The sequence below is a fragment of the Ilumatobacter sp. genome, from assembly GCF_046290335.1.
Lineage (GTDB): Bacteria > Actinomycetota > Acidimicrobiia > Acidimicrobiales > Ilumatobacteraceae > Ilumatobacter_A.
This window is the reverse complement of sequence record NZ_JBKAGH010000003.1, coordinates 175,748-188,717: the sequence shown is the minus strand read 5'-3', so window position 1 is coordinate 188,717 and position 12,970 is coordinate 175,748. Positions and strand designations below refer to the sequence as shown.

13 protein-coding genes are annotated in these 12,970 nt (G+C 66.9%); 4 read left to right on the top strand and 9 right to left on the bottom strand.

From position 1 onward, the window contains the following. Positions 1 to 51: 51 nt before the first annotated feature. Entirely contained in the window at positions 52 to 1,383 is a 1,332-nt protein-coding gene (locus ACE37B_RS13460; RefSeq protein ID WP_409923840.1) for an acyl-CoA dehydrogenase family protein, read from the bottom strand. A gap of 63 nt (positions 1,384 to 1,446) precedes the next feature. Beyond that, positions 1,447 to 2,436: a glutaminase A gene (gene glsA / locus ACE37B_RS13455; protein WP_409923839.1), complete on the bottom strand. Its 990-nt coding sequence runs from the start codon at positions 2,434 to 2,436 to the stop codon at positions 1,447 to 1,449. Positions 2,437 to 2,519: 83 nt separating this feature from the next. Between glsA and ACE37B_RS13450 the strand changes: the two genes are divergently transcribed. Further along, entirely contained in the window at positions 2,520 to 3,209 is a 690-nt protein-coding gene (locus tag ACE37B_RS13450) for a GNAT family N-acetyltransferase (protein WP_409923838.1), read from the top strand. Here ACE37B_RS13450 and ACE37B_RS13445 read toward each other — a convergent pair. Together ACE37B_RS13445 and ACE37B_RS13440 are read right to left on the bottom strand one after the other, a co-directional pair. After that, the gene (locus ACE37B_RS13445; protein WP_409923837.1) at positions 3,175 to 3,609 is read right to left on the bottom strand and encodes a PPOX class F420-dependent oxidoreductase; all 435 of its coding nucleotides are present in this window, start codon (positions 3,607 to 3,609) and stop codon (positions 3,175 to 3,177) included. The two genes, ACE37B_RS13450 and ACE37B_RS13445, sit on opposite strands and share 35 nt — an antisense overlap. After that, on the bottom strand, positions 3,606 to 4,175 hold the full coding sequence (locus ACE37B_RS13440; RefSeq protein WP_409923836.1) for an NADPH-dependent FMN reductase: 570 nt from the start codon (positions 4,173 to 4,175) through the stop codon (positions 3,606 to 3,608). Before ACE37B_RS13440 ends, ACE37B_RS13445 begins: the two co-directional genes overlap by 4 nt. Before the next feature lie 91 nt (positions 4,176 to 4,266). Between ACE37B_RS13440 and ACE37B_RS13435 the strand changes: the two genes are divergently transcribed. Next, positions 4,267 to 4,743 (top strand): MarR family winged helix-turn-helix transcriptional regulator, encoded by a 477-nt coding sequence (locus ACE37B_RS13435; protein WP_409923835.1) that lies wholly within the window; start codon positions 4,267 to 4,269, stop codon positions 4,741 to 4,743. A 21-nt stretch (positions 4,744 to 4,764) separates the two neighbouring features. Here the strand turns inward: ACE37B_RS13435 and ACE37B_RS13430 are convergent, their stop codons facing one another. Then, entirely contained in the window at positions 4,765 to 5,733 is a 969-nt protein-coding gene (locus tag ACE37B_RS13430) for an LLM class F420-dependent oxidoreductase (protein ID WP_409923834.1), read from the bottom strand. A 102-nt stretch (positions 5,734 to 5,835) separates the two neighbouring features. Between ACE37B_RS13430 and ACE37B_RS13425 the strand changes: the two genes are divergently transcribed. Then, positions 5,836 to 6,441, top strand: coding sequence for a TetR/AcrR family transcriptional regulator (locus ACE37B_RS13425; RefSeq protein ID WP_409923833.1), 606 nt, complete (start codon positions 5,836 to 5,838; stop codon positions 6,439 to 6,441). Between the two features lie 29 nt (positions 6,442 to 6,470). On the opposite strand, the gene ACE37B_RS13420 is transcribed toward ACE37B_RS13425, so the two are convergent. Both ACE37B_RS13420 and ACE37B_RS13415 read right to left on the bottom strand, forming a co-directional pair. Further along, a complete protein-coding gene (locus ACE37B_RS13420) occupies positions 6,471 to 7,889 on the bottom strand; it encodes an HNH endonuclease (protein ID WP_409923832.1) in 1,419 nt (472 codons plus the stop codon). 84 nt (positions 7,890 to 7,973) lie between these two features. Beyond that, positions 7,974 to 9,647: a WD40/YVTN/BNR-like repeat-containing protein gene (locus ACE37B_RS13415; RefSeq protein ID WP_409923831.1), complete on the bottom strand. Its 1,674-nt coding sequence runs from the start codon at positions 9,645 to 9,647 to the stop codon at positions 7,974 to 7,976. Between the two features lie 533 nt (positions 9,648 to 10,180). On the opposite strand from ACE37B_RS13415, the gene ACE37B_RS13410 reads away from it, so the two are divergent. Then, entirely contained in the window at positions 10,181 to 11,326 is a 1,146-nt protein-coding gene (locus tag ACE37B_RS13410; protein WP_409923830.1) for a helix-turn-helix domain-containing protein, read from the top strand. 16 nt (positions 11,327 to 11,342) lie between these two features. Here the strand turns inward: ACE37B_RS13410 and ACE37B_RS13405 are convergent, their stop codons facing one another. Together ACE37B_RS13405 and ACE37B_RS13400 are read right to left on the bottom strand one after the other, a co-directional pair. After that, complete coding sequence (locus ACE37B_RS13405; protein ID WP_409923829.1) at positions 11,343 to 11,912, bottom strand: DinB family protein; 570 nt, start codon at positions 11,910 to 11,912, stop codon at positions 11,343 to 11,345. A 17-nt stretch (positions 11,913 to 11,929) separates the two neighbouring features. Beyond that, on the bottom strand, positions 11,930 to 12,940 hold the full coding sequence (locus ACE37B_RS13400) for an LLM class flavin-dependent oxidoreductase (protein WP_409923828.1): 1,011 nt from the start codon (positions 12,938 to 12,940) through the stop codon (positions 11,930 to 11,932). Between the last annotated feature and the right edge of the window lie 30 nt (positions 12,941 to 12,970).

Genomic DNA, 12,970 nt, shown 5'->3' with positions numbered 1-12,970 from the left:
GGATGCGACCGTACGGGTCGGCCGTGAACCAGTCGCGAACCGGTGCGCCGATCAGGCGGGGCCGGAGAAGACGCCGTCTTTGACCTTGCTCTCGCTGGCCAGGTAGGTCTCCTTCGGGTTGTAGGTGGCAGCCTTCTCCTCGCCGTCACCGACTTCCTTGCGGCCCACGACCATCCAGTGCACCTCGTCGGGGCCGTCGGCCAGACGCAGCGTGCGCTGGCTCGCGTACATGTCGGCGAGCGGCGTCCACTGGGACACGCCGGTGGCGCCGTGCATCTGGATCGCCTGATCGATGATCTCGCACACGCGGATCGGCACCATCGCCTTGACGGCCGACACCCACACGCGGGCTTCGGCGTTGCCGAGTTCGTCCATCGCCTTGGCGGCGGTGAGCACCATGCGGCGCATCGACTCGATCTCGATGCGGGCCTTGGCGATCATCTCGGTGTTGCCGCCGAGCTTGGCGAGCGGCTTGCCGAACGCGTCACGGGTGAGGCCGCGAGACACCATCATCTCGAGCGCCTTCTCGGCTTGGCCGATCGAACGCATGCAGTGATGGATGCGACCGGGGCCGAGGCGGACCTGGCTGATCTCGAAGCCGCGGCCTTCGCCGAGCAGCACGTTCTCGTACGGCACGCGCACGTCGTTGAACGCGATGTGCATGTGGCCGTGCGGCGCATCGTCCTTGCCGAAGACGTGCATCGGGCCGAGGATCTCGACGCCGGGCGTGTCGATCGGAACGAGGATCTGCGACTGACGCTGATGCGGCGGGCCGTCCGGGCTCGTCTGCACCATCGTGATCATGATCTTGCAGCGCGGGTCGCCGGCACCGGAGATGTAGTACTTCTCCCCGTTGATGACCCACTCGTCGCCGTCACGCACCGCCTCGCAGCGAACGTTCTTCGCGTCGGACGAGGCCACGTCAGGCTCGGTCATCGCGTACGCCGAGCGGATCTCGCCGCGCAGCAGCGGGTCGAGCCACTCACGCTTCTGAGCTTCGGTGCCGACGCGCTCGAGCACTTCCATGTTGCCCGTATCGGGGGCCGCGCAGTTCATCGACTCCGACGCGAGCGGATTCTTGCCGAGCTCGATCGCGATGTACGCGTAGTCCAGGTTCGACAGGCCTTCGCCGGTCTCGGCGTCGGGCAGGAAGAAGTTCCACAGGCCGTTCTCCTTGGCCTTGTTCTTCACGCCATCGAGCAGTTCGAGCTGACCCGGCGCGTACGACCACGGGTCGGCGCGGCCGTGACCCAGTCGGAAGAACTCCTCCGTCATCGGCTCGACCTCATCTCGGATGAAGGCTTTGACCTTCTCGTAGAGCGGACGAACGCCTTCCGACATCCGGAGATCGAACATGTCAACGGTGGATTCAAGAGCAGCCATGGCCCGAACTTAGTGACCATCGGCCGGCATGTTCCCATCCGGCCTACCCGGCTCGCGTCACACTCAGGGGGTGCGATGCCAGGGGCGGTCGGGGTCGAACAGGTGCATCTCGAACTCGGCGGACAGTTCCTCGAACACACGCAGCCCTCTGACGCTGTTGCCGATCGGGTCGAGGCGGGGCGAGAACGCCGCGAGGCCACCCGCCCCGGGCAGCATGCCGACGATGCCACCGCCCACGCCGCTCTTGGCCGGGATGCCGACCGAGTAGGCCCACTCCCCCGCGTAGTTGTACATCCCGCACGTGAGCGCGATCGTGAGCAGGTCGCGGGTGACTTCGCGCGCGACGACCTGCGCACCGGTCACCGGATGCACGCCGTGGTTGGCGATGATCGCGCCGATCGTCGCGAGATCGACGACGTCGACGAGCACCGAGCACTGCGCGAAGTAGAGATCGAGCGTCGACTCGACGTCCGGGCCGATGATGCCTCGGCTGAGCATCAGGTAGGCGATCGCCCGGTTGCGGTTGCCGGTCTCGCGCTCGGATGCCCAGACGTCGGGATCGATCTCGGGGCGGCGTCCGAGATATCGCTCGTACATCGCTCGCATCGACTCCACCGGGTCGTCGACACCCGGGCCGCTGAGCAGGTCGGCGATCGCGATCGCACCGGCGTTGACCATCGGGTTCGGCGCGCGGTTCGTCGCGTCGTCGAGCACGATCGCATTGAAACGATCGCCGGTCGGGGCGACGCCGACCCGTTCCAGCACTCGGTCGCGGCCGTGGACTTCCAGGGCGAGACCGTACGCGAGCAGCTTGGAGATCGACTGGATCGTGAACGTCTGCTCCACGTCGCCCACGGCGACGCGCGTCCCGTCGAGGGTCACCGCGGCGATCGCGAACCTGTCGGGGTCGACAGTCGCGAGTTCGGGGATGTACGTCGCGACGTGACCGTCGGTGTCGGCCGAGTGCTTGCGATGCAGGTCGTCGCAGAGTTGCGCGAACCATCGCTGCTGGCGCTCGCGCTCGTCGGCGTGGTCCTGCGGGGCGACGTTCATCGCCACGACGGTAGGCGCTGGGGATCGCCCTTCGGCGCCGAAATCCGGCGTGGGTCGACCGTCGCGATCTGTGATCGTTGCGCATGGCACACCCGATCTGGCCGCTGTTCGATCTCGAGGTCCGTACGCCTCGTCTCACGCTGCGATACGTCACCGACGAGTTGGCGACCGACCTCGCCGAGCTCGCGGCAGGCGGAATCCACGACACGGCGACGATGCCGTTCTCGGTTCCCTGGAGCGATGTGGCGCCACCCGAACTCGGTCACAACACGATGCAGTACATCTGGCGCCGGCGCGCGCAGACGACGCCATCGGCATGGACGATCGAGTTCGCCGTGGTCGTCGACGATGTCACGATCGGCACATCGGGGCTCTCCGGTACCGACTTCGCTCGGCTGCGCCAAACGACGACCGACTCGTGGCTGGGACGCGAGTTCCAAGGCCAGGGGTTCGGCAAGGAGATGCGGTTGGCGATGCTCGCCCTCGCGTTCGACGGCTTCGACGCCGACCGCGCGATCACCAGTGCGTGGCACGACAACGCGGCGTCGATCGGTGTGACCACCTCGCTCGGCTACACCGAGACGGGCCGACGGTGGATGCTGCGTCGCGAGCAGCCCGACGTGCTCGTCGAGTTCGAGATGCCACGCGAGCATTTTGCGTCCCTGCGCCGCGACGACATCACGCTGCACGGCGTCGATGCCGCTCGCGAACTGCTGCAGACCGAACGCGTCAGGTCGGTCAGCGGATCTGTCCCACCACCGAGTTCGGCGTGATCGTTGCGAGCAGCCGGCGCTCGGCGACCATCGCTTGGCGGTACTCGTCCCAGTCGGGGTGCGCCTCGCCGGTCACGCCCTCGTAGTACTCGACGAGTGCGTCGCTGGTCGCGTCGCCCGGCCTGGTGGTCACCGCCGACAACTCGGCGATGCCGTCGATCGACACGTACGACCACGCTCCGGGATCTGACAGGTGGAGCACGACCCTCGGATCGGCGGCGATGTTGCGGGTCTTCGCTCGCGTCTCGGTGAGCGAGATGACGATCTGGCCGTCGTGGATCCGATACGCGATGTCGGACGACTGCGGTCGGCCGTCGCTGCGAATCGTGATCAAGGTGGCGACCGTGCGCTGCGCGATCCAGTCGAGTGCGATGTCGAGGTGCATGTCGCTCGAACTCACGCGCTCGCCGGTGCCGCGTCGGTCGTCACGACGGTGAGCGTTGCCAGGGCCGTACGAAGCGCCTCGTCGAGTTCGGTGTTGCGCAAGGCCCGGCTCTCGACCTCGAAGTTCTCCGGGAAGCTCGGGATCGCCAGGCTCGCCAGCACGTCGTAGCCGAAGAACTGACCCGAGGCGACCGCCGTGGCCAACACGTTGCGCCCACCACCGGGGCCCATCGAGGTCGACAGCAGCACGGCCGGCTTGTCTCGATACACCCGCATGTCGATGCGCGACGTCCAGTCGAACAGGTTCTTGTAGGCCGCGGTGTAGAAGCCGTTGTGCTCGGCGAAGGAGATCAGCACGGCGTCGGCCGCACCGATCTTGTCGTAGAAGTCGTGTGCCTGGGGCGGGATGCCCGATTCGTTCTGGCGGTCGATGCTGTAGATCGGCATCTCGTAGTCGTTCAGGTCGATCGTGTCGACCTCGAGGTCGACGTGTGTCTCGGCGAGCACGCGCACGGAGTAGTCGACCAGTTGCCGGTTGATGGACTGACGGCTGTTCGAGGCGGCGAAGGCGAGGAGTTTCATCGTGAGAGCTTTCTGTTGTGATCGCAAGTGATTGTTTGACTCGTCAACATACAGGACGATGCTTGATTCGTCAACTGATACCGTGGGCGTCGTGAACGACGTTCGCTGGCTCGACGACACCCAGCAACAGGCGTGGCGGGCACTGCTCGCCTTCGTCAACCGCGGGCTTCCCCGGATCGACCGGACGCTCAAAGCGCACGGCCTGCTCGGGGTCCACTACTCGATCCTCGTCGGGTTGTCGGCGGCGCCCGGCGACACCATGCGGCTCACCGACCTCGCCGACGCTGCCAACCTTTCGCCGAGCCGGCTCACGCATCGCCTCAAGACGATGATCGAGAGCGGCCACGTCGAGATCAGCGACGACGAGATCGACCGGCGCAGCAAGCACGCCACGCTCACCGCCGACGGGCGCGCCTTCCTCGAACGCCTCGCACCAATCCACGTCGAGGACGTCCGCCGACTCGTCTTCGATCACCTCGACCCGGACGAGACCATCGCATTCGCCAACGCGATGTCGAAGATCGCCTCACCCCTGTGCGATCACGACTTCGCGCCGCCCGCCCGCTGAGGGTTCGGCGGGCGCGGCGGCTCAGTTCGCGGTGATCGGGAGTGCGAGTTCGCCGAGCAGTGCGATGCGCTCGGTCTTGTGGCCGTTGGCGGGCAGGTTGAGCGTCAGGCCGTCGATACCGGCGTCCATGCACGCCTGGAGTCGTTCACCGACCGTGTCCGGATCGCCGAACACGAGGATCCCCTTGGCCATCTCGACGATCTCGGCGCTCCAGCCCTTGACGGCGGCGAGTTCGGCGAGGTCGGCTTCGGCCTCCTCCATCGTCGGGGCGACACAGACCATCTGCATCGCGGTCACCGTGATCTCGCTGCGGTTGCGCCCGAGACGTTCACAGTGGGCCGCAAGCGCATCGAGCTTGCGGGGCATCTCGTGCGCCGGCGTCCCGACGAGGTTCGACTCGTCGCCGTACTGGGCGACCATGCGGAGAGTCTTCTTCTCGCCCGACCCGCCGATCATGATCGGGATGCTCGATACCGGGGCCGGGACGTTGCACGCTTCGGTGACCTGATAGTGCTTGCCGTCAAGGGTGACCCGTTCGCCGCGGAGCAACGGGATGATGATCTGCAACGCCTCTTCGAGCTTCTCGAAGCGGTCGGTGAAGGTGCCGAACCCGAAGCCGAGAGACTGGTGCTCGAGCTCGAACCAGCCGGCGCCGATCCCCAGCGTCGCCCGCCCTCCGGACACGTGGTCGAGCGCGGTGATCGTCTTCGCGAGGAGTGCAGGGTTCCGGTAGGTGTTGCCGGTGACCAGCGCGGACAGACGAACCTTCCGGGTGTGTTGTGCCAAGGCCGACAGCATCGTGTAGCACTCGAACATCGGCTCATCCGGCGCCCCGATCCCCGGCAGTTGGTAGAAGTGATCCATCACGAAGACCCGGTCGAAGCCGGCCGCCTCGGCAGCCTGTGCCTGTTCGACGACGTTGGCGAAGATGTCGCCCTCGGGCACGCCAGGGTAGGTGAAGTTCGGGATCTGGTAGCCGAGTCGAGTCATGGGAGGCTCCTGCGTGCGCTTGGGGACGGAGCTGACAATTCTGTTCGAATTCGTCAGTGGGGGCAGACTGACATATTCGGCCGAATGTGTCAAGCTGGTCGGATGACGGCAGACGAATCGAGCGATGATCGACCCGGCCGACGCGGCGACCTGCAACGTCGCATCATCCACGCTGCAGCGATCGCCCAGTTCTCCGAGCGCGGGTTCTCGGCGACGTCGATGGCCAACATCGCCGACGCCGCAGGCATGTCCCGGCCTGCGCTCTACCAGTACTTCCGCAACAAGGGCGACATCTTCGCGTCGGCCTTCGTGGCCCTCTTCGACGACCACGTCGACCGCGCGCTCCAGGCGCTGGACGACGACGGGACGACCGCGCAACGCCTCGACGGCTACCTCCAGCGTTTCGAAGGCGACCTGTGGGAGCAGATGGCGGCCTCCGAGCACTCCGAGGAGATCATGAGCGCCAAGACCGCCGACACCGCCGAAGAGATCCAACGGGTGGTCGCACGACTTCGCCGTGGGCTCGCTGCGTTTCTCGCCACGGCACACCCCGGACGCAGCGAGGCCGTGCGCGCTCGACGAGCGGAATGGGCCGACGTGCTCGAACTCTCACCCAAGGGCTTCAAGTTCGACCAGCCGAGCGTGGCGGTCTACCGGCGCCGCCTCACCACGCTCGCCCGAGGAGTCGCCGCCGACATCGACGGGTGATGTCGCGACGCAGCGCGAGCTGGCGCACGTCAGCCCGCGCAGAGGTCGGGCATGACGAAGGTGTCGATGTCGTCGATGTGGACCCGGATGTGCACCAATTGCTCTCCGGGGTCGTCAGCAGCGGCGCGGCGCTCGAGGTAGGCCTGGTGGGCGGCACCGATCGGATCGGTCGGATCGGTGAGATCGAGAAAGTCCGGGGGCGGGCGCCCGACCGGAAGGACGACCGTGCCGTCGGGTCGTATCACGTACGCCCGCCGGTTCCGCCCACGTCGGACGGTGAGCCGTCGGGCGTGTTTGAACCGGTTGTGTTTCCCGCAGCCCACCGCCGCGTTCCAGAGGTCGGTGTGACCATGATCGCGTTCCCATTCGGCCATGTGGTCGATCTCGCACACCGCCGACGACAACCCACAGCCCGGATGCTCGCACCACGACGCGAGCAACTGCGCCGCCTTGCGAGCGGGACCGGTGAACAAGCGGCGCTGTCGCCCGTAGTCGATCGGGATCGACGCCGCGTCGAGCACCACTCGACCGACCTGCCCCGCCAACGCAGCTTGCAGGAGATCTCGCGGGTGCACCGCGATCCCCGTCGAGGTGACGCATCGCTGGCCGACGAGGTCGTCGGCATCGACCAACAGGTCGGTGACGAGGTCCCGACCGTCCAGCCCGGTATCGGGCAGCCAGCCGGCGCCCCGAAGCGTTCGCGTGAAGGTCTCGACGTCGCCGAGGATCGTGACCAACGGCTCCGGACGCTTTCCCTCACCCGCCAACGCCATCGCCGCGTGCACGAAGATCTCGTGGAGCGCATCGAAGCGGCGCTGCCGAGCGTCTCGCGCCAAGGGTTGGGTCGCAGCGTCGTCGCCGTGCTCGGCGGCCCGTCGCGCGACGTCACGCTCGAACTCGCGGTCGACGAAGCGACGGAACACCTCGATCATCTCCGCGGTCCGGACCGGGTCGCCACCACGCGCCGCCAGATGCACCGTGCCGTCCACCTCGGTCAGCGTCGCATCACGACGAGACGCCACGGCTTCACGCTCGTCGAACGCCAACGTCGCTCCCGCCTCCAACAGATGACCTGCGAACTCCGCGATGCGGTGACCGCACCGCTGATTCGCCCGCAACCGGGCGAGTTCGTCGGCCTGCGCCACGCCGAGCGCGCCCGACATCAACGCCTCACCCACACCGTCGACCGAGTCGACGAGTCGCGCCAACCGGCAGCGTCGCGTCGCCTCTCCACGTGACACCTCGGCGGTACCGCGCACGTAGTTGAAGACGCCACGGTGGCCGTCCGCGACGTCGGCCTGACGCTGATCGATCAACGCCGTCACCGCGGCGAGTCGAGCGTCGGTCTCCCGACGCAGCAACTCCAACCGCCGGAACTCGGCATCCAACCCGGCCGAGTCGAACTCCACCAGTTGATCGACGTATCCGGCGAGCATGAGCTCATACATAGCGAACCTGTGTTCGTTTTCACAACATCCTTGCAGATGATTTCTCGTGCGGAGTCGCCCGGGAGGGAACTCACCGAGCGAGGGTCAACCGCATTGCACTTCTGCGGGAGGGCTCGGGCGGTAGGTCGCGACGACGCCGACACCTTCGATGGAGAAGCGGATCGTGTCGGTGGCGGTCATCTCGATTCGACCGAAGAGGTAGCCGTCGGGCCCGTCGGAGGTTCCGGGCCGCTCGGGCCGCTCGGGCCGGTACGGCCAGTGCGGCGGCAGCGGGTCCGGCAGTGCGGTCTCGGGTTCCCAGAGCGAGTCGTTGATGTACATGCCGCCACAGAAGCCGGTCGGCAAGACGTAGCGGAACTCATCGCCGACGACGAGCGAGTCGCTCGGATCGAACAACTCGAGCGGCCTCGACGGGGGCGAGTAGCTCGGAGGATCGACGAGGTCGGGAGGCTGCGGCGACGACCACCGGTACGTATCGAGCGCTCCCTCGTCCTGCACCGCCGTCCAGAGCACGATCGACCCATCGTCCGCTGCGACCAGGCCCGGCTGCCCCCAGTACAGGGGGAGATCGAGGCCATCCACGTCGAACCACGCCGCGGGTTCGGTCGCAGCGGCCAGCACCATCTCGAGCTGTTGGCAGGTCGCCGCCTCGTCGTAGCAGTGGTGCGCGCTGGCGCGAAGCTCTCGGCCCAACACGACGTACGTCGAGCCGTCCGCGGCGCTCGCGAACGCTGCGTGTTCCGAGCCGCCGTCACCGAACTGGCCGACGTCGGGCTCGGTCGACACCCAGTCGGCTCCCGCCGCGAGGACGTCGAATCCCCGCGGTTCGGCGTCACGCGGCTCGAGACCAGAGCGCGACGGAAGCACCACCAAGGCGCCGTCGACCACGAGTCGGTCTCCTGCGATGTCCGGAATCGGTGGACGCTGCTCGAAGGTTCGTCCGCCGTCGCTCGACGACCACACCGCCACCGAACCCGCACCGCCCGACGGATCCTCGACGTACACCATTGCGAAGATCGACGACTCGTCCGCCACCAGGCCCGGCCACGCTGCCGGCTCGCTGCCGGGGAACTCGATCTCTTCCCACTCCACCAGATCCGACGTCCGGAACACCTTCGACTCGAAGCCGACGTCGGCGTCCTCGTCGACCAGTTGGACGATGACGCTGTCGCCGACGACCAGTACGGCATCGACACGATCCGCTTGCGACGCGAACGCCGGAAGTTCCGCATCGACCCACGTCGCGCCTGCGTCGTCAGAGCGCAGCACGGCACCGAAGGGCCGTTCGGACACGCCGTCACGCCCATTGCCGCCCACCAGCAGTGTCCCCTCGAAGTCCGCGATCGCTGTCGGATACACGGAGCGCTCGCAACACACCTCGTTGTACAGCGGCGTGAATTCCAGGAAGTCATCCGAACCCCAGATGGCGAGCGCGCCCGCATACACACCGGCAGCGACGAAACCCGACGACGAAGCGCCGACCAGCACGACCTCGGGAATGGCCGGCTCACCGCTCTGGGTCTCCATCCCGGCCGTCACGATCTCGACGCGATCGTTCTGCCAGCCAGACGTCGTCGCCTCGAACGGAGCGTCGGAACTCGCGGCACTCGCCGGCTCGGTCGACTCGGCCGCGGGCTCGGTCGAGTCGTCGATCTCGGTCGGCTCGGCTTCGCCCGCCGACCCTCCGCATGCCGCCAACCCGACGACCAGCGCACGAGAAGCGATCCTGGCGACTCGAGCAACCGAGCATCGAGACATGACCGGAGCATGTCACGATCGCGAACTCGTTTCCGCAGGCGACCGTGGCCCGTGGATGCATCAGCGGAGGTGGACGGGAATCCGCTCGGTTCTGAATCGCACCTGGTAGAGGACCTGCAGAGCCAAACATTCGTCCGTTTGAGAGTAACCGTGAGACTAACCGCCGTCTGATGGCTCCCGTTTTACTCAACGGTGGTCGCCGACAGCATCGCTCCGTCGACCGCGAATATCGAGCGCCCGATTACCCACATATTGCCGGCTATGTGCGGCTCGGTTCTGTACCTCGGCGGGAGATATCGGGCGGGCGGGGGCCGATGCGGGTGTGACGTTGAGTCTTGTGGTCCGTCGGGCGCAAATCAGAGTCTGAACCCCCGAGGCCGTCAGTTTGCATGAGAGGACGTTGGTCGCTGCCCGTTGAGGCCCGCGTCGTAGTCTGGAGCCTTGAGTGGTCTTGGACAGCTTTCACGGGAAGTCACAGTGATTGCCGCGCGAGGCGAGGTGGCCCTTCTCGCAGTCCGGCTATCGCTCGTCGTGTGTCCAGCGAGACGCAAGGCGGCACTTCGTTGAACCTCAAGCAAGCCGCGCATCGCCTTTCCGTCCACTACCAGACCGCGTATCGGTGGGTTCGTGACGGTCAGCTCGCCGCGGTGAAGATCGGCAATCGCTACGAGGTCAGCGAGGCAGCGATCGAGCAGTTCTTGAGTCAGCGGGCCAGCCTGGCATCGGTGCCGCTCGGGCCGGCGAGCGAGACCGTCCCCGAGGCAGCCGCTACGACCGGAGCAGCATTGTCGGAGATCCGTGTGCTGTCCCGTCAGACTCGAATGACCGCACAACCGTGTTTCGATGCAGCAACGGTCCTCGCAGGCAGCATCGTCGGAGACGCGGCCGTCCTGCGCCTGCTCGACGGTGCCGGTCGCGAGCTGTTGCCGGTCTCCTCGTTCGCGGTCTCGCCGGAGATCCGTGCATCGGTGGTCGGCGCTGTGGCCGCGGCCGGCAGCTTCCCTCGCGACACCCCTCACTGGTGGGCGGCCGAGCGCTCCGCCGAGGTCCACGTCGCGCATCATATGCCCAGAGACACGATGCGCGAGCTGTTCGGTGAAGAGGGCCGCTTCGTCGGACGCGGGGTTCCGGTCTTGGCGGCCGCAGTCGCTCCCATGTTCGTGGCCGGCGAGTACGTCGGCGGTCTGCTGGCGGTGAAGTCGCTGTCCTACGCGCCGTTCAGCGACGAGGAGACCGACCTGTTGCGAGAAGCGGCCGAGCTGTGTGCGACGAGCCATCGTCGGGCCGTGGTGTTCGGGCGTGCGTGGCGATCGAACGCGGAGCTGAACGAGCGAGTCGCATCGCAGCTCGCGGCCGGTACTGACCTGGCGGAGGTCGCACGCGACGTTCGCCTCCGGTCATCCGATCGGGCACACGCGCTGATCGCACCGGACGGATCGATGCTCGAATCCAGCAGTTCGTTCGACGATGCCGTGTCGGCGGCATCGTCTGGTTCGCGTCCGTCGGCGGTGCTCGACGGTCTGCTCGACGACGCGCAGGTCCGTGCCGTGATCGAGGGGATCTCGAACATGGTCGACGTCGAGGCCGTGGTGCCCGGTGGCCCCGGCGCGATCGTCTCCGCCGTCAGAGGAGCTGACGTTCAGTTGCGCGTGCTGGTGGTCGACCTCCTCATGTCGTGACGCCTGGAGCGACGCGTCAGGACGTCATGCCGCCGAGGCCCACGAGGCCGCGAGCGAGTTCGATCTCTCCCATGTGCCGCATCCCGTGCTGGTACCACCAGCACTCGATGGCGTCCAGAACGGTGACCCCGGCCTCCCCGGCGACGCGGGCGCTGAACGTGTTCTGCACCATCGGCGGAAACGGCCGCGGAACGACGACTCGGTGGAGTTCGGCGCGATCGAGATCACCCAGCCACGTCTCCGTCCGTTGAAACACGGTTCGCATGTACTCCTTGAAGGCCTCGTAGTCGCCCACGCGTTGGTGGATCATCTCGTCGACGCCACGTTCCTTGCCGTGATCGTCGACGGCCATCTGCACCCTGGATTGCCAGTCGTCGTTCCACGTGGGCTCAACACCGGCGAGCAGGCCGAACGTCACGTCTTGCATGTTCGGGTAGTGGAAGAGCGAGAACGCGATCGGAACAACGCCGTCGCGCTCGAAGTGGTTCACGTGCTCCGGGCCCATGGTGTCGACGGCGTCGTACCAGAGGGTATGCATGGCTGCCATGCGGCGCCGGAGCGAGTCGAGGAGGAGTGTGTCGGTCACTTCAGAATCCTGTTCTGTCATCGGAGTTCGGGGAGGACGTCGGAGGCGAGTCGCGCCATGCTCGCAACGAGTTCGTTCCGATCCGCATCGCGCGATCCAGGCACGAGCACGAGCCGATCAGCGCCGGCTTCGATCAGTTCGGACAGGCGCTCCACGCAGTGTTCGGATGATCCGGCCACGGCGAAACGGTCGATGAACTCGTCGGGCAACGCGGCTGCGTGTGCCGACCCGGCGGAGGCGTGGCCGGCCATGTCGTAGTCGGCGCCGAGCGACTCGTACACCGCCGCGTCGGAGGAGGACGCAGTCGGTGCGCCGTCCATACCGGAGAAGTGGGCGAACGTCGCCGTGCTCCCGCGAGCGAGTTCGCGAGCCACGTCGGCGTCGGGGTGTGCGACCGCGTTGACGTAGGCGCCGACGGAGATGCTGCTCGGGTCGAGTCCGGCCGCCTCTCGTTCCTTGCGGACCAGGGTGATGGCGTCTCGGAGGCGGGCCGGGTCGGCGCCGACGGCGAACGTGACCCGATCGGCGAGCCGGGCGGCGATCGCCGTCACCTTCGGGCCGGTGGCTGCGATGTCGATGGGAACCGGCGGCAGATCCTGCTCCGCGATCCACATGTTGCGGCTCGTGGCGTCGCCCAGGTCCACCTCCTCGCCGTGCAGGTACCCACGCACCCGTGTCACGTAGGCCTCGAAGTCGGCGACCTTCGCCGGCTTCCGCCCGAGGTACCCCAGCGACGAGTCACCGCGCCCGATGCCGAGGACAGCGCGACCCCTCGATGCCGCGTGGACCGCTGCGATCGATGATGCCGTGACCGCGGGGTGACGGGTGACCGGGTTGGTGACCCCGGTCGCGAGCGTCATCCGATCGGTCGACGCGGCAGCGAGTGCGAGCGACACATGAACGTCGGCAGCGAGGTTCTGCGTGTCGGCCATGTACAAGCCGTCCCAGCCGGCATCTTCGAACATCTTGGCGACGGCACCCGCACTCCCGGGCTGGGGGAAGGTGAGGATGTTGATCTCGGGTTTCATGGTGCGCTGTTTCCTCTCGCAGAAGTGGAT

What these genes read in the sequence shown, in the direction of transcription:
- ACE37B_RS13460 (WP_409923840.1), bottom strand. Translation starts at nt 1,383, where the DNA reads ATGGCTGCTCTTGAATCCACCGTTGACATGTTCGATCTCCGGATGTCG.
- ACE37B_RS13400 (WP_409923828.1), bottom strand. Translation starts at nt 12,940, where the DNA reads ATGAAACCCGAGATCAACATCCTCACCTTCCCCCAGCCCGGGAGTGCG.
- ACE37B_RS13440 (WP_409923836.1), bottom strand. Translation starts at nt 4,175, where the DNA reads ATGAAACTCCTCGCCTTCGCCGCCTCGAACAGCCGTCAGTCCATCAAC.
- ACE37B_RS13425 (WP_409923833.1), top strand. Translation starts at nt 5,836, where the DNA reads ATGACGGCAGACGAATCGAGCGATGATCGACCCGGCCGACGCGGCGAC.
- ACE37B_RS13430 (WP_409923834.1), bottom strand. Translation starts at nt 5,733, where the DNA reads ATGACTCGACTCGGCTACCAGATCCCGAACTTCACCTACCCTGGCGTG.
- glsA (WP_409923839.1), bottom strand. Translation starts at nt 2,436, where the DNA reads ATGAACGTCGCCCCGCAGGACCACGCCGACGAGCGCGAGCGCCAGCAG.
- ACE37B_RS13415 (WP_409923831.1), bottom strand. Translation starts at nt 9,647, where the DNA reads ATGTCTCGATGCTCGGTTGCTCGAGTCGCCAGGATCGCTTCTCGTGCG.
- ACE37B_RS13420 (WP_409923832.1), bottom strand. Translation starts at nt 7,889, where the DNA reads ATGTATGAGCTCATGCTCGCCGGATACGTCGATCAACTGGTGGAGTTC.
- ACE37B_RS13450 (WP_409923838.1), top strand. Translation starts at nt 2,520, where the DNA reads ATGGCACACCCGATCTGGCCGCTGTTCGATCTCGAGGTCCGTACGCCT.